A 20,556-nucleotide genomic window follows, 5' to 3' on the forward strand; every position below is an offset into this window, starting at 1 on the left:
GATTGGCTGTAAAGGTCGTCTGAAAAGTAAAAAAGCAGTCCGCAACTTCATTTTGAAGGTGCGGACTGCTTTTGTTTGGACTCAGTTAAGGTTGTGCTTTCAAGCTGCCTTGCATCTACGACCGTTTAGCGGAATTCAAACAACTCCAAATGTTGCGACCGCGTTTTTAGGCTGCCTGAGATGCTGCGAGTGAAATTGCGGTTGCCACAAAGCCATAGGCTGCGGTTTGCACTGTCGCGGACAGTCTGCCCGATATGTTCGGCGGTGAGCCTTTGGGTTTCGGAGGGGATATAGTGGAAATTGACATTGGCTTGTTGTGCTAAATTTTGCCAGTGGGCGAGCGTTTCGGCAGGTAGGTTTCTATCGGCATGAAACCAGTCTATTGGCTGGGTGGCGGGCTGTTTGGCCAGTTCATTGAGTCGTGCGAGAAATGGGGTAAAACCGATACCGTTGCTGACCCAGATTTGCGCTTGTCCATCGGAAAAGTCGAATCGTCCGTATGCGCCGTCGATTTGCACGGTGTCGCCGATATTCAGGCGCTGCGGCAGGCGGCGGGTGTAGTCGCCCAAGTCTTTGATCACGAGCGTGAGCTGTTGGTTATCAGGCTGCCAGTCGGAGGCGATGGTAAAGGGGTGGCTTTCTCCGTGTGCGCGTAAAAAGAGGAATTGTCCTGCGCGGTGTCCTTGCCATTTCGGGGTGTTCAGGGTCAGGGAGAGCAGATTGCCGTTTTGATTTAGGGCGGATACGGTGGCGTTTTGCGGATTGCCGATGCGCTTGAACAGGGCAATCAGCGAGCAGGCGATGCCTGCAAGTAAGGCTGCGATGAGCAGCCATCCCAGCGGTTGCGACCAATAGGCAAAATTTGCCAGTACGATGGTGTGCCACACGAGCGCGAGATAAACGGGGACGATAAGTATGTGGAGTTTGGCAAACCAGCGGTAGGGTATACGTTTGATGAGGGCGGCGACAAGCAGGACGATGGCGACATAAAAAGCAATTTCGCCAACTTCTTCGGCAAAGTGGCGTTGGGTAGCCAGCCAATCTTTTAACGTCAATATTTCCTGCATCGGCGGGCGTGGCGGACGTTTTCCGTCAATCAGACCAAGTTCGATAAGCCATTTGGGGAATTGTTTGCAGGTCCAATGTAGGATGCTGCCTGAAAGGGCAATGATGCCGAGCCATTTGTGCAGGCGGTACATTTTGTCCAGCCCGCCGAGCGGCGTTTCCAGCATTTTGGGACGCACGGCAAGTATCAGACAGCCACTCATGGCCAGTATGCTGATGGTGCCAGTTAGTTGCAGCAATAGGTTGCGTACCGGAAATACGCCCCACTGGTCTGGAAATGATGTAGCAAGCAGCCATAAAGCGAATATGCCGCCGAAAAATATGGCTAGGGTAAATTTAATGTTTTTCATGGTAGTGGTCCTTACGGATGGGAATATGAAGCGGTCTGCGCTGTTTGTGGGGATTGTATGTGGGGAAAATTAGATGGAAATTATTGGTGTGGGTCAGGGTGGGAAGGGTTTACCTGTTGAGGTCGTCTGAAAAGTTTAAAACAACCTGACCTTTTCAGACGACCTGAAAAGCAGCAACCCGTTTCATTGGCCATGATTCCGTTGTCCAAACGCGTTCAAATTCTTCGGCGAAACCGTGTTGTGCGGCGTAGGTTTGCAATTGTTGCAGCCAGGTTTTCGGGGCGATGTCGGCGGCGGCGCGGGTGGTGTGCAGCAGGTAGGGGCGGGTATCGAAAGCTTGGACGATGTGCTGGCTGACGGCGTTTAAGGCTTGGGGATTGTGGTCGGTTTGTCGGGCGATTTTTTCGTATTGCGACAGGGCGGCGGTTTTTGCGGTTTCGTGTTCGGCGACGGTTTGCGGGCTGTTTCGGGCGGTGGTAGCTTGGATGGTAATCAGGGGCGGCAGTTGCCCTTCGGTAAGCGCGGCGGCGAGGCGCAGGTGTCCGTCTAAAATCAGCCAGCGGTCGGACAGGGCGGGAAGTTCGTACACCAAGACGGGCGGCAGTTGGTTTTGCTGTGCGTGTTTGCGCCAATATTTCAGACGACTGTCTTCGGCGTAGTGGGTTTCAGTGCGATGAAGCGTTCGGCTTGGGTATAAAAATTGTTGTCCAGTACGTCGAAACGGCTGCCTGAAAACAGCCATTGGGCGTAGTTTTCGTCGGTTTCGGGCTGCCCTAAGGCGGTGTCGTGCCAGCATTCGCCCCATTGCGGCGGCAGGGGTTGGGCGGGGCGGTAGTCGAAGTGCCATTCGCCGATGCCGAGCAGCCCTGCGTTGTGGGTGGCGAGTTGTTCGATGAAATATTTGTTCCAAAACAGGCCTTGCTTTGCGGCGGGTTGGCGGGCGATGTGTTCGTTTACGCGGCTGCCGATGTGCCCGACGGGTTGGTATGCCTGCCAGCTTTCGGCGTAGCTGCGGATGAGGTAAACGTCGTATAAATCGTGGCTGAAGAACGACCAGAACATGGGTTCATCGTTGTAAGTCAGGCTGAGGCTGATACCGTCAGGCGTGTGGAGTTTCAGACGACCTTGCGTTTGACGGTCGATATGCAGGGCGAGTCTGTTTGGGGAGGTGGGATTATGGGTCAGGTTGCCGCTGTATTGTTCCAGCGCGGCGGTTAGCGATTGGTAGTGCATGGGGTGTCCTTTGTGAGGCGTTCAGCGATAACTGATGACGATCATCGTACTGCCGTCTTTATTGTGGTAATACGCGCCCGCATTGCCCCAGGCAAATTGACGGCATTTGCCGGATAACGATGCTTTAATGGAACAAGGGGCATCGCCCAGTTGTTTATTCAGCCATCGATCAAACTGTTTTCTGCGTTGTAATTCGCGCTCCTCCGACCATGCTGCCCAGCTGTTGTCCTCGCCTATCGGGCAGAAGAATATGGATAAGCGCTCCAGCCGCTGCTGCTCGAACCGAGCGGTAAGGGTGTATTGTTCAGACTGTTTGGTAAATGACAAACTGAAAAATGTTATTCCCGCTTGCAGATGATTCGGGCTGGATTTTGGGAAGGATGCAATCCAGTCATCAAGCGTGGTGCGTGCGCTAATCATGTTGCCGTCCGGCAGGGTAATGCTGCCGTTTTCAGGGTTTATCTTCATCGGTTTGAATGTCCAAATGTAGTTTTCAGACGACCTAAGACCATGTTCGTTTTATCACGCCTTTAAGCCGCACGATTTTTCATTTCACCAACAACCGTCCCTGTCTCGCTAAATTCAAAGTCGCCAGCAACAGCAGCATCACCAAGCCGGAGCCTGCGGTGGCGAGGAAATAGCCTAAAAACAGTAAACGCTCTTCGGCAATCAAATGGAAGCCGCAGCCTGTCATTGCCGCCAAACCGAACGAGAAACCCCAAAAGCTGGGGCTGAATCCTTTTTCCAGCATCCAAGGCAGAAGGCGCAGCAGCAACAGGAATTGCAGGCAGCCGTAGCCGATTAAAAGCAGCGCGAAGGTGTCGATGTTCCCGCCCGATACGGCGAAATAGGCGCCGCAGCCGACAAAAGCGGGCGCAAGCTGAATGCCGACAATACCGCGCACAGGGGCGTTGACGGGTGTGCCGGTGCGCAAACGGCTCAATATGGCGGCTTCCAAGCTAAGCCATGAAAACAAACCCGCGCCCAAAAACAGCCAGGCGTAATCCGACCAACCCAATACCGCCATTGCGGTCGCGCTGACAAAATTGGTGGCAACGGTGGGCAGGTAAACAATCGGCGTGGTGGCATCAAGGGTATGGACGCCGCGCCACAAGCCGCCTGCGCGGTACATGGCAAATGCCAACTGCCCCGCCGTTCCCAGCAAAATCAACCCTTTTGCCGGTAGCGTTTGATAGGGTAAGGCTGCCAAACCTGCCAGCATCGTGGTAATCGGAATCGCGCTGATGAAACAGCATTGCACCAAATCCTGCAAATCCTGCAAAAATTCGGGGCGGAAAAAACGGATTTTGATGATGTAGGCAATGACCAGCAGCAGCCAAAGCACAAAGGCAGCGGCTAACAGCGTTTCCGCAACCCAATTTGGCAAAAGCCCGATATGCGCGCCGTAACGCCAAGACAAACCGAGCGCGAAAAGTCCCAACGGCATACTGAAATAGCTTAGTGGGACGGGAAATTTTTTGGTACTCATGACAATGTGTGTGTTAAGGAAAGGCGGTAGTATAGCCGATTCAAATCGGTAAGCGCAGCTTGGGTCGAGACCCGATAAAGACGTTAAATTTGCCTGAGACATTGGGTTTTAGCATGAGCCGTTTTGGGTATGGATATGCTGATATTTGAGTTTATAAATTCGGTTTTCAGACGACCTTGTCAGATTCCGAGGTCGTCTGAAAAAGTATAGTGGATTGACTTTAAAGCAGTACGGCGTTGCCTCGCCTTAGCTCAAAGAGAACGATTCTCTAAGGTGCTGAAGCACCAAGTGAATCGGTTCCGTACTATCCGCCCTGCCTGGGCGGCGGCGCGGTTTTTTAGTACGCGCCCCACAGCATCAGCAGGGCGCACAATAAAAACAATATCCACTGGCCGAGTAGGAAATAATTTTTGCCGCGCGCACCGGCCATTTTAAGCTGTATCAGCCACACGGTGCACCACAGGCCCAGATAAACAGCAACAAAACGGGCAGCGGCGGCTTCCATACCGTCGAAAATCCGTGTGAACGCAAGCAGGCAGGCTGTGGCGGCCAGCAACAGCAAATCTACACTGACCAACTGGAAGACGCACACAGCCTGCATCCAGTTGCGCGTACCCTGTTGCGTGCTGTTTTCTGCATCGGGTTTCAGGCTTAAGGTTTCGCGGGTGCCGACAAAAAGATGGGCAAAAAATGCCACGGCCAACAGCAGGGCGGCGGCCGCAAAGGGAATGTTCATGTTATGCTCCGATTTTGATGGTTTGGCATATTTCTTCTCGATTGCGTTTATGGCGTTTTTCAAACAGGTTTGCGGAAGGTAATGCAGTAAAAGCGGTTGCTCCACAGCAGCCGCGTTTTCTTTTCCTGAGACCTTTGCAAAATTCCCCAAAATCCCCTAAATTCCCATCAAGACATTTAGGGGATTTCCCATGAGCACCTTCTTCCGGCAAACCGCACAAGCCATGATCGCCAAACACATCGACCGCTTCCCATTATTGAAGTTGGATCAGGTGATTGATTGGCAACCGATCGAACAATACCTGAATCGTCAAAGAGCCCGTTACCTTCGAGACCACCGCGGCCGTCCCGCCTATCCACTGTTGTCCATGTTCAAAGCCGTCCTGCTCGGACAATGGCACAGCCTCTCCGATCCCGAACTCGAACACAGTCTCATCACCCGCATCGATTTCAACCTATTTTGCCGTTTTGACGAACTGAGCATCCCCGATTACAGCACCTTATGCCGCTACCGCAACTGGCTGGCGCAAGACGACACCCTGTCCGAATTGCTGGAACTGATTAACCGCCAACTGACCGAAAAAAACCTAAAAGTAGAGAAAGCATCCGCCGCCGTCATTGACGCCACCATTATTCAGACCGCCGGCAGCAAACAGCGTCAGGCCATAGAAGTCGACGAGGAAGGACAAGTCAGCGGCCAAACCACACCGAGTAAGGACAAAGATGCCCGTTGGACAAAGAAAAACGGCCTCTACAAACTCGGTTACAAACAACATACCCGTACCGATGAGGAAGGCTATATCGAGAAACTGCACATCACTCCTGCCAATACCCATGAGTGCAACCATCTGTCCCCTTTGTTGGAAGGCATTGCCGAAGGTACGACCGTCTATGCCGACAAAGGCTACGACAGCAAGGAAAACCGGCAACATCTGAAAGAGCATCAGTTGTTAGACGGCATTATGCGCAAAGCCTGCCGCAACCGTCCGCTGACGGAAGCGCAAACCAAACGCAACCGATATTTGTCGAAGACCCGTTATGTGGTCGAACAAAGCTTCGGTACGCTGCACCGTAAATTCCGCTACGCCCGGGCAGCCTATTTTGGTCTGCTCAAAGTGAGTGCGCAAAGCCATCTGAAGGCGATGTGTTTGAACCTGTTGAAAGCGGCCAACAGGCTAAGTGTGCCTGTTGCAGCCTAAAAGGCGGCCCGGATGCCTGATTATCGGGTATCCGGGGAGGATTAAGGGGGTATTTGGGTAGAATTAAGGAGTGATTGGGGGCGGAAACAGCCGAAAACAGCCGAAAACCTGTGTTTGGGGTTTCGGTTGTCGGGGGAAAAGGAATTTTGCAAAGGTCTCTTCCTGTACGGTTTCGGGGATGCAGTTTTCGATTTGTGTCAGGTCGAAATCGGTGTCTTGGAAGTAGTTCCGCGTGAATAGGCTTTTTTTGTATTGTTGTTGGATGAAGTCAGTGGTTTCGTCTGCGATCATGATTTTGGTACAGGGCTTGGCGAAGCGCAGCATTTCGTTGATGGCTTTTTGTTTGTCGCTGAAAAAATTAATGCCGCCCACATGGAATACGACATCGAACATATTGTCGGCAAAAGGTAAGTCTTCGGCGTTGCAGTGTACCAAGTCCAAGCCCGTCGCTTTTTTCCGCCATACGTTGCGGCAGCGTGCCAACATGCCGAGCGACAGGTCGGCACCGGTCAAATCCAGCTTGGCGGGGTCGATGCTGGCGGGCAGGTGGTTCAAATCGACGCCTGTGCCGATGGAGACGTAGAGCGCGGTGCAATCCTGCCGCCATTCCGGTTCGTTCATCAGGCTGCGCCGCATTTCGTTGATGCTGTTGCCGTATTTGAGGCGGGCTATCCAGCGTTCGCCGAAATCGTACCAACGGGCGAGGCGGTTGTACATTTTCATGTATTTGGCGTTGTCGCCTGTTACGTTGTCGGAATCGAGGAACAACAAGATGCCGTCTTGTTCGGGCGGAAGCGGGTTTTGCAGGGCGGGTTTGAGTTTTTGGATGAGTTTGGCGGAAGGCATGGTGCTTCTCCTGTTGAGGGTTGAGCGATGCGTATCTCGAGTCGGGATTCGACAAGGCCGTTAAAACATTGGATTCATCTGTCCGATTTATTCGGCGGGGTCGTCTGAAAGTTTGATGGGATGGGGAACAGGCGATTTTAGGGTGGCTGCGCCGTTGCTATGTTGATTGAAATAAAGGCCGTCTGAAATCGTGTTTCAAACGGCCTTTTGACATAGTTTAAGACAAGAGGGGATTAGAACTTGCTTTTGATGTCGTCAATCAGGTTTTCGGCTTTTTCTTTTGCCTCGTCAACCAGATGTCCTGCTTCTTCTTTGCCTTTTTTCAATACGTCGCTTGCTTTTTCCTCAATGTCGGCGGCAACTTCTTTGACTTTGCCGATGCCTTGTTGGATTACACCTTCTGCTTGGAGTTTGGAGTCGTTTAACAGTTCTCCGGCTTTTTCTTTTACATTACCGCTGATTTGGTCTAATTTGCCGCTCATGATTCATTTCCTTGATGTTTATATTGATCGAGGATCCACTATAGTCTAATCAACGGCTTATTGCAACTTGAGGGGTCGTCTGAAAATCTGTTTCAACAAAATGAAAACCGTTTTTCAGACGACCTGAATCATTTGCCCTTATCGTTTATCAAACCGTTTTTCTGTAAATAATCCCGCGCTACGTCCGCCGGTTTTTCTCCGCCCACTTTCACGCGGTAGTTCATTTCAGTCATTTCGGCTTCGCTGATTTTGCCTGCCAGTTTGTTTAATGTGTTCACGACGTCGGGATGCTGTTCGGCAAACTCAGTTTTCATCAGCGGCGCGCCTTGGTAGGAGGGGAAAAGGGCGATGTCGTCTGAAAGGACGGCGAGGCGGTATTGTTTGAGGTCGCTGTCGGTGGAATAGGCTTCGACGAGGTCGATTTTGCCGTTTAGGAGGGCGGTGTAGCGCAGGGCGGGTTCGAGCGTCGAGAGGTGGTTAAACTGTATGCCGTGTTGTCGCAGACCTTTGTAGCCGTCGGCGCGGTCGGTAAATTCGAGGGTAAAACCGACGCGGATTTGGTTTTGCACGCGCTTGAGGTCGGATATTTTGTGCAGGTTGTGCGCGGCGGCGTAGTCTTGACTGACGGCGAGGGCGTAGGTGTTTTGGTATGCCATCGGCGGCAGAAAAGTCAGCCGGTGTTGTCGGGCAAGCAGATCTTTGGCGGTTTGGTAGGTCTGTTCGGGAGAAAGGCGGCGGTTTTGCTGTTCGGCGGGGACTTTGACCAGACTTTCAAGGACGGTGCCGGTAAATTCGGGGTAGATGTCGATTTCGCCGCTGTTTAAGGCGTTGAACAGGAATGAGGTTTTGCCGAAATTGGGTTTAAGCATCACTTGCGCGCGCGGATTATTTTCTTCAATCAACTGTTTGTACATATTGATGAGGATGTCGGGTTCGCTGCCGAGTTTGCCTGCGATGGTGATTTTTTGTGCGGATGGGTTCGTTTGAAAAATCGGTGCCAAACCGATGGCGATAAGGATGGCAAGCAGGGCGGCGGTAATCGGCATTTTGCGCTTGGACTTCTGCAGTATGCCGATGCCGCCGCTGACCAATACGGCGAGCAGGGCGGACAGCAACGCGCCGGTAAACGTCATCGCCATATTATTACGGTCGATGCCGAGCAAAATCAGGTTGCCCAAGCCGCCCGCGCCGATGAGCGCGGCGAGTGTTGCCGTGCCGATAATCAATACGGACGCGGTGCGGATGCCGGAAATCATGGCGGGCAACGCCATCGGCAATTCAATACGCCACAACGCCTGCCATCGGGACAAGCCGAACGCGGTGTGCGCTTCTTTGATGGCGGGATCGATTTGGCTCAAACCAAGATAGGTGTTCTGAAAAATCGGCAATAGGGCGTAGAGCGTCAGCGCAATCAAAACCGGCGGCGAACCGATGCCGACAAAGGGAATCAGCAAACCGAGCAGCGCGAGGGACGGAATGGTTTGCAGGATATTGGTCACTTGCAAAACACCTTCCGCCCAACGCCGTTTGTCCGCCAGCCACACGGCCAGCGGTACAGCAAGCGCGACGGCGTAAAGCAGGGCAATCAGGGAGAGGCGGAGGTGTTCAAGCGTCGCCTGCCACAGTTCGGCAGGTGGGACGGGAAGGAAATCGGGCATAAGGTGCAAATCAAACAAAAAAGAACTTCACTACAGCAAAAGGTCGTCTGAAACATTTTCAGACGACCTCGGAGGATTATAAGACAGCGTCAAAGCCCCCATCTTCCACCGCCTCAATCAATGCGGCAGGATTGGTTTTCGCAGGGTCGAATTCAATGACCGCATTTTTGTTTTCCAAACTGACTTCGGCTTTGGCAACGCCTTCCGTGTTTTCCAAAATACGGGTAACGCTTTTCACGCAGCCTCCGCAAGTCATGCCGCCGATATTGAGGGTAAGGGTTTCCATAGGATTTCCTTTCTGTAAACGAATTGAGCCTAAAAGCGAATAAAATGTGATGGATTAACAAAAATCAGGACAAGGCAGAGAAGCGTACCATAGTTCAAATTCAATCAACTATAACCCCAAATGTAGGGGAAAAGTCAAGCAGGTCGTCTGAAAACCTGCCATCGTTTATCTGCATCATTTGAATCATCACGCTACCTTTGATTTGTCCCATTGCTCACAAAGAGTCAAATTGATATTGTTATTTATTACAAATGCTGTATTATGTTCGGGTAATTATAACAAATAAAATAATAACATCATAAGTTCCTAACTATCTCCTTTATCCGTCATTCAGACGACCTCATTCCACAGATTTTCGATTTTTCAACACTTCAAGCCATTTATATGGCTTGTTCGTTAAATTTTGCGCGTTTTAAATTTGGAGAATCGATGTGAATTTCGACTATATAGCCCACGCTCGCCAGGACTCATCAAAAAATTGGCATTCCCATCCCCTGCAAAAACATCTACAAAAAGTCGCCCAACTCGCCAAGCGTTTTGCAGGGCGTTATGGAGAGTTGTTTGCCGAATATGCGGGGCTTTTGCACGATTTGGGGAAATTTCAGGAAGCTTTTCAGAAATATATCCGTAATGCATCCGGCTTTGAAAAAGAAAATGCCCATTTGGAAGATGTCGAATCTACCAAGTTGCGCAAAATTCCGCATTCCACTGCCGGTGCCAAATATGCAGTAGAGCACCTTAATCCGTTTTTTGGGCATTTGCTGGCGTATCTGATTGCCGGGCATCATGCTGGGCTGGCAGATTGGTATGACAAAGGCAGTCTGAAAAACCGTCTGCAACAGGCGGATGACGAGTTGGTGGCATCTTTGTCGGGTTTGGTGGAAAGCAGTTTGTCCGAAGATTTTTTCCGGTTATCAGATGATGATCTGAAGCGGGATTTTTTTGCATTTTGGAAAGAAGGAGCAAAGCTGGAAGAATTGCATATTTGGCTGCGTTTTCTCTTTTCCTGTTTGGTGGATGCCGATTTTTTGGATACCGAAGCCTTTATGAACGGCTATGCCGATGCGGATACTGCGCAGGCTGCCGGATTGCGGCCAAAATTTCCCAGTTTGGATGAGTTGCACCGACGATATGAGCAATATATGGCGCAACTTCATGAGAAATCAGATAAAGATTCATTCTTAAACCAAGAACGCCATGCCATTTTGCAGCAATCTTTTTCTGCCGCAGAAACCGACCGCACTTTGTTTTCTTTAACCGTGCCGACCGGTGGCGGTAAAACTTTGGCGAGCTTGGGGTTCGCTTTGAAGCACGCGCTGAAATTCGGCAAAAAACGTATTATCTATGCTATTCCTTTCACCAGTATTATCGAGCAGAACGCCGATGTTTTCCGCAAAGCATTGGGCGATGACGTGGTATTGGAACACCACAGCAATTTGGAAGTGAAAGAAGACAAGGAAACTGCGAAAACCCGCCTTGCCACGGAAAATTGGGACGCGCCGCTGATTGTTACCACCAACGTGCAACTGTTTGAAAGCCTGTTTGCGGCGAAAACCAGCCGCTGCCGCAAGATTCACAATATTGCCGATAGCGTGGTGATTTTGGATGAGGCCCAGCAGCTTCCGCGCGATTTCCAAAAGCCGATTACCGACATGATGCGGGTGCTGGCGCACGATTACGGCGTTACCTTTGTGTTGTGCACGGCGACTCAGCCCGAACTTGGCAAAAATATCGACGCATTCGGGCGCACTATTTTGGAAGGCCTACCGGACGTGCGCGAGATTGTGGCGGATAAAATTGCCTTATCGGAAAAACTGCGCCGCGTCCGCATCAAAATGCCGCCGCCAAACGACGAAACACAAAGCTGGCAGGAAATTGCCGATGAAATTGCTGTCCGTCCGTGCGTTTTGGCAGTAGTCAATACGCGAAAGCACGCCCAAAAACTCTTTGCTGCCCTGCCTTCTGACGGCATCAAACTGCATTTGTCCGCCAATATGTGCGCCACACACCGTAGCGAAGTGATTGCGTTGGTTCGCCGATATTTGGCACTGTATCGCGCAGGCAGCCTGCACAAGCCCTTGTGGCTGGTCAGCACGCAGTTGATTGAAGCCGGCGTAGATTTGGATTTCCCTTGCGTGTATCGGGCGATGGCAGGGCTGGACAGCATTGCCCAAGCGGCGGGGCGGTGCAACCGCGAAGGCAAACTGCCACAGTTGGGCGAAGTGGTCGTGTTCCGTGCCGAAGAAGGCGCGCCCAGCGGCAGCCTGAAACAGGGGCAGGACATTACCGAAGAGATGCTGAAAGCAGGGCTGCTTAACGACCCACTTTCCCCGTCGGCATTTGCCGCATATTTTCGCCGGTTTAACGGCAAAGGCGATGTGGACAAACACGACATTACAAGACTTTTAACGGCAGAATCATCAAATGAAAATCCGCTGGCAATTAAATTCTGCACCGCTGCCGAACGTTTCCGCCTGATTGATAACCAAGGCGTGACACTCGTTGTGCCGTTTATCCCATTGGCTCATTGGGAAGAAGGCGGCATTCCGCAAATTATCAAAGCAAACGAGTTGGACGATTTTTTCAGACGACATTTGGACGGCGTGGAAGTTTCAGAATGGCAGGATGTTTTAGACAAACAACACTTTCCTCAGCCAGCCGACAATTCCTTTGGGCAAACTGACTGCCCGCCGCTGCCTGAGCCGTTTGAAAGTTGGTTCAAATTTTTAGAAAACGATCCACTCAAACACAAATGGGTTTACCGCAAATTACAACGCTACACGATTACCGTGTATGAACACGAACTGAAAAAGTTGCCTGAACATGCCGTTTTTTCCAGAGCGGGGTTGCTGGTGTTAGATAAGGGCTATTACAAAGCCGTGCTTGGCGCGAATTTTGATGATATGGCTTGGCTGCCTGAAAATTCGGTTTTATGAAAAATGCCCCTATTTCTAGGGGCATTTTGCCATTTTTAACATGGCATTATAGTTTCAACACACAGCCGCCCAAAAGCGACTGACCGCTAATAATCCATTTAATCAATTGTATGGAAAGAGGTTTAGCGTAGGCATATTTTACAGTTTATTGAAAAAATAAGCGAATCACACTTGACATGAGTAGCATGGTAATACTAATATGGCTTTATAGAATTATTAATGAGGAGTCGATATGAGTTTCATTTTAGAAATTAGCGGTGAGCTGGCGTGCTTTACCAGGCCTGAGCTCAAGGTGGAACGGGTTAGTTATCCCGTAATTACACCATCAGCAGCACGAAATATCCTAATGGCAATCTTGTGGAAACCCGCCATTCGATGGCAGATACAGAAGCTCGAGATTCTCAAACCGATTCAGTGGACGAATATCCGCCGTAACGAAGTGGGAATCAAAATGAGTGAACGCAGCGGCTCGCTCTATATTGAAGACAACCGCCAGCAGCGCGCATCCATGCTGCTGAAAGACGTTGCCTATCGCATCCACGCCGATTTTGACATGACAAGTGAAGCAGGCGAGGGCGACAACTACGTCAAATTTGCCGAAATGTTCAAACGGCGCGCAAAAAAAGGGCAGTATTTTCATCAGCCTTATTTGGGTTGCCGAGAGTTTCCCTGCCATTTCAGGCTGCTTGAAAAGGTTGAAGACGGTTTGCCGCGCGAAGACATCACCCAAGATTTCGGCTTTATGCTGTACGACATGGATTTCAGCAAATCCGACCCGCGCGATTCCAATAACGCCGAACCCATGTTTTACCAATGCAAAGCGATAAATGGCGTAATTACCGTGCCCCCAGCTAATAGCGAGGAGGTGAAACGATGATTCTGCACGCACTCACCCAATACTACCAACGCAAAGCCGAAAGCGATGGTGGTGTTGCCCCGGAAGGGTTTGAAAACAAAGAAATCCCGTTCATTATTGTTATAGACAAACAGGGTAATTTTATTCAGCTGGAAGATACCCGTGAGCTGAAAGGTAAGAAGAAAGTTGGCCGCACTTTTTTGGTGCCGAAAGGTTTAGGCAGGAGCGGTTCAAAATCCTACGAAGTAAGCAACATTTTGTGGGATCACTACGGTTATGTGCTTGCCTATGCCGGAGAAAAAGGGCAGGAGCAGGCGGATAGACAGCATGCCAGCTTTACCTCCAAAGTAAACGAATTGAAACAGGCGCTGCCCGATGATGCAGGTGTTGCCGCCGTTGCCGCCTTTTTGGCTTCTGCGGCAGAAAAAAGCAAAGCCATGCAGGCTCCAAATTGGGTGGAATGTGCCAAAGTCAAAGGCTGTAATCTCAGCTTCCGCCTAGTGGATGAAGCGGTAGATTTGGTTTGCCAGTCAAAGGCGGTTCGGGCATATGTGAGTCAAGCCAATCAGGCGCAGTCCGATAACGTCCCAAAAGGCATTTGCCTGGTAACGGGCAAGCCTGCGCCGATTGCGCGGTTGCATAACGCCGTGAAAGGCGTGAACGCCAAGCCCGCCCCGTTTACATCGGTAAATCTGTCGGCTTTTGAATCATACGGCAAAGAGCAGGGCTTTATCTTTCCCGTGGGCGAGCAAGCCATGTTCGAATATACCACCGCCTTGAACACTCTGCTTGCCGGTAAAAACCACTTTCGTATCGGCGATGTAACGGCTGTATGTTGGAGCGCGAAACCGACTCCGTTGGAAGAGAGTCTTGCTTCGCTGATTAGCGGCGGCGGCAAAGACAATCCCGATGAGCATATCGATGCCGTTAAAACCCTTTATAAAAGCCTGTACAACGGCCAATACCAAAAACCTGACGGCAAAGAAAAATTCTACCTTTTAGGCTTATCGCCTAATTCCGCGCGCATTGTCGTCCGCTTTTGGCATGAAACCACCGTTGCCACCTTATCAGAAGGTATTGCGGCGTGGTATGACGATTTGCAGATGGTGCGCGGCGAAAACTCGCCGTATCCTGAATATATGCCGCTGCCGCGCCTGCTGGGAAATTTGGTGTTGGACGGCAAAATGGAAAACCTGCCGTCTGATCTAATCGCCCAAGTAACCGATGCCGCACTTAACAACCGAGTTTTACCCGTCAGCCTGTTGCAGGCTGCTTTGCGGCGCAACAAGGCGGAACAGAAAATTACCTATGGCAGGGCAAGTCTGCTTAAAGCCTATATCAATCGCGCAATCCGCGCGGGTCGTCTGAAAAACATGAAGGAGCTAACTATGAGCTTAGATAGAAATCGCCAAGACATCGGCTACGTGCTAGGGCGGCTGTTTGCCGTGCTGGAAAAAACACAGGATGAAGCCAATCCCGGCTTAAATGCCACTATTGCCGACCGCTATTTCGGTTCGGCAAGTAGCACGCCGATTGCCGTATTCGGTACTTTGATTCGTTTGTCTAAACATCACCTGAGTAAACTGAATACGGAAAAATACAGGGGAAAACGAATTTTTTTAGAAAAACTTTTTCAAGAAATTATCGGAAAAATAGATAATTTCCCCAATCATTTGGATATTAACCATCAAGTTTTATTTGGGATCGGTTATTACCACCAAAAACAAGATTTTTTCCAATCCAACTCAACTGAAACAATTAAACAGGAGCAAACGCTATGACTATTGAAAAACGCTACGACTTTGTCTTTTTATTTGATGTGCAAGACGGTAATCCTAACGGCGACCCCGACGCAGGCAACCTGCCGCGTATCGACCCACAAACCGGCGAAGGCTTGGTAACCGATGTTTGCCTGAAACGCAAAGTCCGCAACTTTATCCAAATGACCCAAAATGGCGAACATCACGACATCTTTATCCGCGAAAAAGGCATTTTGAACAACTTAATTGACGAAGCCCACGAGCAAGAAAACGTAAAAGGCAAAGAAAAAGGCGAGAAAACCGAAGCCGCCCGCCAATACATGTGCAGTCGTTATTACGACATCCGCACATTCGGCGCAGTGATGACCACCGGCAAAAATGCAGGACAAGTGCGCGGTCCCGTGCAGCTGACCTTCTCTCGTTCCATAGACCCTATCATGACCCTAGAACACAGCATTACCCGCATGGCGGTTACCAACGAAAAAGATGCCAGCGAAACCGGCGACAACCGCACTATGGGTCGCAAATTCACTGTCCCCTACGGCTTATACCGCTGCCACGGCTTCATTTCTGCCCATTTTGCCAAACAAACAGGCTTTTCCGAAAACGATTTAGAGCTGCTTTGGCAGGCACTTGTCAATATGTTCGACCACGACCATTCCGCCGCACGCGGACAAATGAATGCACGCGGGCTTTATGTGTTTGAGCACAGCGGCAGCTTGGGCGACGCACCTGCTGATAGCCTGTTCAAACGCATTCAGGTAGTCAAAAAGGGCGGAGTGGAAGTGGTAAGGAATTTTGACGACTACCTTGTCAGCGTGGACGATCAAAATCTTGGCGAAACCAAGCTGCTGCGTAAATTAGGCTGAAAATGACCAAACTTTCAGTCGAAAACCCAAGGGGAATTCAGGACACGCGCCTGATTCCTCTTTCTGCCTTGCAACACTATGCCTTCTGCCCGCGCCAATGTGCGTTGATTCACAACGAGCAGGCGTGGGCGGAGAACTATTTGACCGCGCAGGGCAAGGTGCTGCATGAGCGAGTGGATTCGGGCGAGCCGGAAACGCGCAAGGGCGTGCGCTTTGAGCGGACGGTGCATGTGTCGGCGGAGAAACTGGGCATCAGCGGCGTGTTGGATTTGGTAGAAATGGAAACGAAAACAGGTCGTCTGAAACCTGTGGAATATAAGCGAGGCAAGCCCAAACCCGACCCGATGGACGAAATTCAGCTTTGCGCCCAAGGCTTGTGCTTGGAAGAAATGACGGGGCAAACCATCTTCGAGGGCGCGCTGTGGTATATGCAAACCCGCCATCGCGTCCCCGTCGTGTTTTCAGACGACCTGCGCGCCCAAACACTCGCCACCATCGCCGCTGTGCGCGAACTCCTAAACAGCGGCCAAACGCCGCCGCCCGACTACGGCAAACGCTGCAAAGCCTGCTCGTTGCTGGAAATTTGTCAGCCGGAGTTGTTTGGGAAACGGGATAGGAGTGTGGGGTATGTGGAGGGGTTGTTTGGGGAGTGAATCTTTTACTTTTATTAGTCTAATGACGAGATTACATATTATTTGAGTTTTAGAAAATGAGGAACATATGTCTATTAAAATAGATAAATTTAATAATGAAATTATACCGTTATGGAATGAGGTTCAGAACGTTGTTAATGGAATTAATGAAACACTTGTATCTGAATCATATATAGAAAATTTTGCTTATCTAAAAAAAATAACTGCTTTTTTGTCAGAAGCAATGTTTTGTATTGATGCAGATTATTTGCCTACGAGTTTGTTAAGTAATGTTAAAGCCTATTTAAATGAACTAAAAAATAATCTAAATTACAGCCAAAATTATTCAAACTCATATGTTCAAAATATAGAAAATAATTTAGATAATTTGTTGCAAATAGTATTCCCTTTTGTTCTACATAAAGGAAAAGCGATTAAAGGGCTGAGAGTAGGTTTGAATGAATATTCAAAAACTATAAATGAACATGTGGAAAATGGATTTTCAGAAATAAAACTAACTCAAGAAAATGCAATTAAAATTAAATCTGAATTAGAGAATGAGTTAGATGAGTTTCAGAGAGTTAGAACTGAAATAGAAGAATATAGGGATTCAATATTTTCTAAGGATGGTATAAAAGATAATGTTGAAAAATTATTGAGTGATTCAGAGTCAAAATTATCTGAGATAGATGAGCTTCATAATTCAATTTATGAAGAAGATGGATTAAAACAAAAAATTGATGAGTTCTATTCAAATATTTCTGATAAAAATAAAGAAATTAATGAATTGAAAGAGGATAGTTCAACTACTTTGCAAGGGCTATCGAATTTTTACGATAAAATTTTTGGCAAAGATGATGGGAATGGAAAGAAAGCAGGTGGTTTAAAGCAAGAAATTGACCAAAGAAGAAGTGATTTAGATGAGTTCAAACAGAAACAAGAAGAGAGATATAATGAGCTTAATAAACAAATAGAAAATTTACTTCCGGGCGCAACTTCTGCTGGGTTATCTAGTGCGTATAGTGAAATGAGAAATAAATTTAGTAAAAATGCAGGATGGTATGGGTGGGCATTCTATTTCTCATTGTTCGTTTTGTTTATTACTGTTTTGTGTATAAAAGATGTAATGTTAGTAAGAGATATTCCTTTAGATAAAGGAATTTGGATTAGTCTTCTTGTACTATTAGGAAATTTTGCCGTGAAAATGCCGTTTATAATTCCGGCATTATGGCTAGTAATATTCATATCAAGAAGACGAAGTGAGGCAGAAAGATTGTCACAAGAGTATGTGCATAAAGAGGTTTTAGCTAAGTCATATGATAGCTATAAACAGCAAATTGAGAAACTATCTAAAAAAGAACAAGAAGAGTTATTGCCTGTGCTAATGGAAGGTATGATTAAGGCTATTTCCTTAAATCCAGCAGAAACATTAGATAAAAAACATCAAAGTGATAGTCCTATTTCAGAAGTTTTAAAAGATAAGAACTTTATAGATTCTATTGTGGATAAAATAAAAGGTTCTTCTTCCAAATCCTAATAAAGTACGGACAAACCCCAAGGAGTTTTTCCCATGCGCAAACTGCAAAACACGCTCTATATCACCACCCAAGGCAGCTATCTGCATAAGGAGCGGGAGACGTTGGTGGTGGAGCAGGAGCGTAAAAAGGTGGCGCAGTTGCCGGTGCATTCCATCGGGCATATTTTCTGTTTTGGCAATGTGCTGGTGTCGCCGTTTTTGCTGGGATTTTGCGGTGAAAATAATGTGAATTTGACGTTTTTTACCGAAAACGGACGTTTCTTGGGGCGGCTTCAGGGGCGGCAGAGCGGTAATGTGCTCTTGCGTCGGGCGCAGTATCGGGTGTCGGAGCAAAATCCCGTGCCGATTGCGCGCAATATCATTGCGGCGAAGATTCAGGCGAGTAAGCGGGTGCTTCAGCGGCAGATTCGCAATTACGGCGAGAATGAGGCGATTCAAAGTGCGGTCGATGCTTTGAACATTTCGCTGCGGCAGTTGAAGGGCGCGGCGGAGCTGGACATGGTGCGCGGCATTGAGGGCGACGCAGCGGCGCGTTATTTCGGCGTGTTCGGGCTGCTTTTGAGCGAAAAAAGCGGCTTTTCTTTTGACGGGCGTAACCGCCGTCCGCCCAGAGACGGGGTGAACGCGCTCTTGTCGTTTGTGTACAGCATTCTGGGTAAGGACATCAGCGGCGCGCTGCAAGGCGTGGGGCTGGACCCGCAGGTGGGTTTTCTGCACGCCGACCGGCCGGGGCGCGACAGTTTGGCGCAGGATATTTTGGAAGAATTCCGTGCGTGGTGGGCGGACAGGTTGGTGTTGTCGCTGATTAACCGCGGGCAAATCAAACCGCAGGATTTTGTTACCGAGGCAAGCGGTGCGGTAAACCTGAAAGCCGAGGCGCGTAAGCTCTTGTTTCAAGCCTTGCAGGCGAAAAAGCAGGAGAAAATTGTGCATCCATTTTTAGGCGAGGAAGTGGAAATCGGGCTGCTGCCGTATATTCAGGCGATGCTGTTGGCGCGGCACTTGCGCGGGGATTTGGTGGAATATCCGCCGTTTTTGATGAGATAGGTTTGCAGGTCGTCTGAAAACGGGCTGGACATTTTCAGACGACCTCTGAAGCAGCCTGCACATGGGAATACAAAATGCTGATGCTGATTACTTACGATATTTCGCTGGAAGATGCCGAAGGGCAGGCAAGGCTGCGGCGCGTGGCGAAATTGTGTCTGGACTACGGCGTGCGCGTGCAATATTCGGTGTTCGAATGCGACATCGCGCCAGACCAGTGGGTTGTTTTAAAAGACAAACTTTTGAAAACCTACAACCCCGAAACCGACAGCCTGCGCTTTTACCATTTAGGCAGCAAATGGCGGCGCAAAGTGGAACACCACGGCGCGAAACCGGCGGTGGATGTGTTTAAGGATACGTTGATTGTGTGAATCGCGAACCTGCGGTTCTCATGAAAATGCGGCAGGGTTGGCGAACTGGAATTGTTCTTTAACAATCAGGATATTGCGAATGCGGGTGTAACGGAAAAGGCTGTGTTATACTTGCGTTCGCGCTTTTCTTGGGAGCCTAGCGAAATCGGGGCTGCGAAACCTGATGGAGCAAGGCTTTTGAGAGAGGCTCCAGCCGCCTTCGGGCGGCTGTGTGTTGAAACCGTTTTTGATGGGTTTTTGTGCGGTTTTGTCGTTGCCAGCCGCCTTCGGGCGGCTGTGTGTTGAAACTGAAATAGTTATCGGCGACGTAGTTCAAGATGCCCCAGCCGCCTTCGGGCGGCTGTGTGTTGAAACTTTCGTAATACCCAAATCGCGGGCATCTTGTTCAATCCAGCCGCCTTCGGGCGGCTGTGTGTTGAAACATTTTCATATCTAACCCTTAAACAAGTAAATCAACCAGCCGCCTTCGGGCGGCTGTGTGTTGAAACAGCCTTTTGTACGGGGCTGGTCTGAGTTCAGCCTCCAGCCGCCTTCGGGCGGCTGTGTGTTGAAACATGCACCTCCCGAAAGGGCGGTTTTGTCAAAGCAATCCAGCCGCCTTCGGGCGGCTGTGTGTTGAAACCACGTTCAGGGTGTTGGTGCGGTCGAAAACCGCCCAGCCGCCTTCGGGCGGCTGTGTGTTGAAACAGGTCGTCTGAAAGACGCCGCAATCAAAAAAGCTCCAGCCGCCTTCGGGCGGCTGTGTGTTGAAACATTATCCTCAATTTGGCGAATAACTTTTGCTGCACCAGCCGCCTTCGGGCGGCTGTGTGTTGAAACTTCGCGGATGGCGAACATAACGGCTTTATTCAACCAGCCGCCTTCGGGCGGCTGTGTGTTGAAACAATCCTTATAAAGCCAAAAAGACCGAAACAGCAGAAGCCAGCCGCCTTCGGGCGGCTGTGTGTTGAAACACCTAATTGTAAATACCCGTGTTGATATACGGCCCAGCCGCCTTCGGGCGGCTGTGTGTTGAAACACTTGCGTATTCAGATCGGTGTAGCCGTTGCTGACTACCAGCCGCCTTCGGGCGGCTGTGTGTTGAAACTAATGAATTCGAGTCCTAAAAAACCAAGTCCATCCCAGCCGCCTTCGGGCGGCTGTGTGTTGAAACAAGAACATGGTAAAAATCGCAGCCCAATATTTTTTCCAGCCGCCTTCGGGCGGCT

The 20,556-nt window shown here is 49.6% G+C and carries 19 protein-coding genes and 1 CRISPR repeat array (1 of these 20 only partly in view); of the genes, 9 read left to right on the forward strand and 10 right to left on the reverse strand.

Translation table 11 applies throughout. The features are described 5' to 3' along the window. Window positions 1-125 precede the first annotated feature (125 nt). From MON37_RS04170 to MON37_RS04195, 6 genes are all read right to left on the reverse strand, one after another. Complete coding sequence (locus tag MON37_RS04170; protein WP_039405251.1) at window positions 126-1,415, reverse strand: ferredoxin reductase family protein; 1,290 nt, start codon at window positions 1,413-1,415, stop codon at window positions 126-128. 154 nt (window positions 1,416-1,569) lie between these two features. After that, entirely contained in the window at window positions 1,570-2,157 is a 588-nt protein-coding gene (locus MON37_RS04175; RefSeq protein ID WP_242883770.1) for a hypothetical protein, read from the reverse strand. Then, window positions 2,052-2,648: a hypothetical protein gene (locus tag MON37_RS04180; RefSeq protein WP_242883771.1), complete on the reverse strand. Its 597-nt coding sequence runs from the start codon at window positions 2,646-2,648 to the stop codon at window positions 2,052-2,054. Before MON37_RS04180 ends, MON37_RS04175 begins: the two co-directional genes overlap by 106 nt. Window positions 2,649-2,669: 21 nt before the next feature. After that, window positions 2,670-3,116, reverse strand: a complete 447-nt coding sequence (locus MON37_RS04185; RefSeq protein WP_039405248.1) for a hypothetical protein — start codon at window positions 3,114-3,116, stop codon at window positions 2,670-2,672. Between the two features lie 79 nt (window positions 3,117-3,195). Continuing rightward, on the reverse strand, window positions 3,196-4,137 hold the full coding sequence (gene tehA, locus MON37_RS04190) for a dicarboxylate transporter/tellurite-resistance protein TehA (protein ID WP_039405246.1): 942 nt from the start codon (window positions 4,135-4,137) through the stop codon (window positions 3,196-3,198). 337 nt (window positions 4,138-4,474) lie between these two features. Next, complete coding sequence (locus MON37_RS04195) at window positions 4,475-4,873, reverse strand: hypothetical protein (RefSeq protein WP_040668368.1); 399 nt, start codon at window positions 4,871-4,873, stop codon at window positions 4,475-4,477. A 190-nt stretch (window positions 4,874-5,063) separates the two neighbouring features. Between MON37_RS04195 and MON37_RS04200 the strand changes: the two genes are divergently transcribed. Continuing rightward, window positions 5,064-6,071 carry an IS5 family transposase gene (locus MON37_RS04200; protein WP_242883637.1) on the forward strand — a complete coding sequence of 336 codons (1,008 nt, stop codon included), beginning with the start codon at window positions 5,064-5,066 and terminating at the stop codon, window positions 6,069-6,071. 63 nt (window positions 6,072-6,134) lie between these two features. Here the strand turns inward: MON37_RS04200 and MON37_RS04205 are convergent, their stop codons facing one another. The 4 genes from MON37_RS04205 to MON37_RS04220 form a co-directional block, all read right to left on the reverse strand. Next, a complete protein-coding gene (locus MON37_RS04205; protein ID WP_242883772.1) occupies window positions 6,135-6,917 on the reverse strand; it encodes a class I SAM-dependent methyltransferase in 783 nt (260 codons plus the stop codon). Window positions 6,918-7,150: 233 nt separating this feature from the next. Further along, window positions 7,151-7,399, reverse strand: a complete 249-nt coding sequence (locus tag MON37_RS04210) for a CsbD family protein (RefSeq protein WP_003763541.1) — start codon at window positions 7,397-7,399, stop codon at window positions 7,151-7,153. A 128-nt stretch (window positions 7,400-7,527) separates the two neighbouring features. Beyond that, the gene (locus MON37_RS04215; protein WP_039405456.1) at window positions 7,528-9,057 is read right to left on the reverse strand and encodes an ABC transporter permease/substrate-binding protein; all 1,530 of its coding nucleotides are present in this window, start codon (window positions 9,055-9,057) and stop codon (window positions 7,528-7,530) included. 76 nt (window positions 9,058-9,133) lie between these two features. After that, window positions 9,134-9,343: a heavy-metal-associated domain-containing protein gene (locus tag MON37_RS04220; protein ID WP_019271082.1), complete on the reverse strand. Its 210-nt coding sequence runs from the start codon at window positions 9,341-9,343 to the stop codon at window positions 9,134-9,136. Window positions 9,344-9,774: 431 nt separating this feature from the next. On the opposite strand from MON37_RS04220, the gene MON37_RS04225 reads away from it, so the two are divergent. From MON37_RS04225 to cas2, 8 genes are all read left to right on the forward strand, one after another. Continuing rightward, on the forward strand, window positions 9,775-12,279 hold the full coding sequence (locus MON37_RS04225; RefSeq protein WP_039405448.1) for a CRISPR-associated helicase/endonuclease Cas3: 2,505 nt from the start codon (window positions 9,775-9,777) through the stop codon (window positions 12,277-12,279). Between the two features lie 232 nt (window positions 12,280-12,511). Continuing rightward, on the forward strand, window positions 12,512-13,156 hold the full coding sequence (cas5c, locus tag MON37_RS04230; protein WP_039405445.1) for a type I-C CRISPR-associated protein Cas5c: 645 nt from the start codon (window positions 12,512-12,514) through the stop codon (window positions 13,154-13,156). Continuing rightward, the gene (cas8c, locus tag MON37_RS04235) at window positions 13,153-14,916 is read left to right on the forward strand and encodes a type I-C CRISPR-associated protein Cas8c/Csd1 (RefSeq protein ID WP_039405443.1); all 1,764 of its coding nucleotides are present in this window, start codon (window positions 13,153-13,155) and stop codon (window positions 14,914-14,916) included. The genes cas5c and cas8c overlap by 4 nt, the downstream gene beginning before the upstream one ends. Then, entirely contained in the window at window positions 14,913-15,764 is an 852-nt protein-coding gene (cas7c, locus tag MON37_RS04240) for a type I-C CRISPR-associated protein Cas7/Csd2 (RefSeq protein ID WP_039405441.1), read from the forward strand. The genes cas8c and cas7c overlap by 4 nt, the downstream gene beginning before the upstream one ends. 2 nt (window positions 15,765-15,766) lie before the next feature. Next, complete coding sequence (gene cas4, locus MON37_RS04245) at window positions 15,767-16,417, forward strand: CRISPR-associated protein Cas4 (protein WP_039405438.1); 651 nt, start codon at window positions 15,767-15,769, stop codon at window positions 16,415-16,417. Window positions 16,418-16,484: 67 nt separating this feature from the next. After that, window positions 16,485-17,933 (forward strand): hypothetical protein, encoded by a 1,449-nt coding sequence (locus tag MON37_RS04250; protein WP_039405435.1) that lies wholly within the window; start codon window positions 16,485-16,487, stop codon window positions 17,931-17,933. A gap of 33 nt (window positions 17,934-17,966) precedes the next feature. Continuing rightward, window positions 17,967-18,980 (forward strand): type I-C CRISPR-associated endonuclease Cas1c, encoded by a 1,014-nt coding sequence (cas1c, locus tag MON37_RS04255; protein ID WP_039405433.1) that lies wholly within the window; start codon window positions 17,967-17,969, stop codon window positions 18,978-18,980. A gap of 74 nt (window positions 18,981-19,054) precedes the next feature. Next, window positions 19,055-19,348 (forward strand): CRISPR-associated endonuclease Cas2, encoded by a 294-nt coding sequence (gene cas2 / locus MON37_RS04260; protein ID WP_003685729.1) that lies wholly within the window; start codon window positions 19,055-19,057, stop codon window positions 19,346-19,348. A 189-nt stretch (window positions 19,349-19,537) separates the two neighbouring features. Continuing rightward, window positions 19,538-20,556: direct repeats of the CRISPR family, unit length 32 nt; unit sequence CCAGCCGCCTTCGGGCGGCTGTGTGTTGAAAC; it runs 475 nt beyond the window's last position.

It is taken from the genome of Morococcus cerebrosus (assembly GCF_022749515.1).
Taxonomy (GTDB): domain Bacteria; phylum Pseudomonadota; class Gammaproteobacteria; order Burkholderiales; family Neisseriaceae; genus Neisseria; species Neisseria cerebrosa.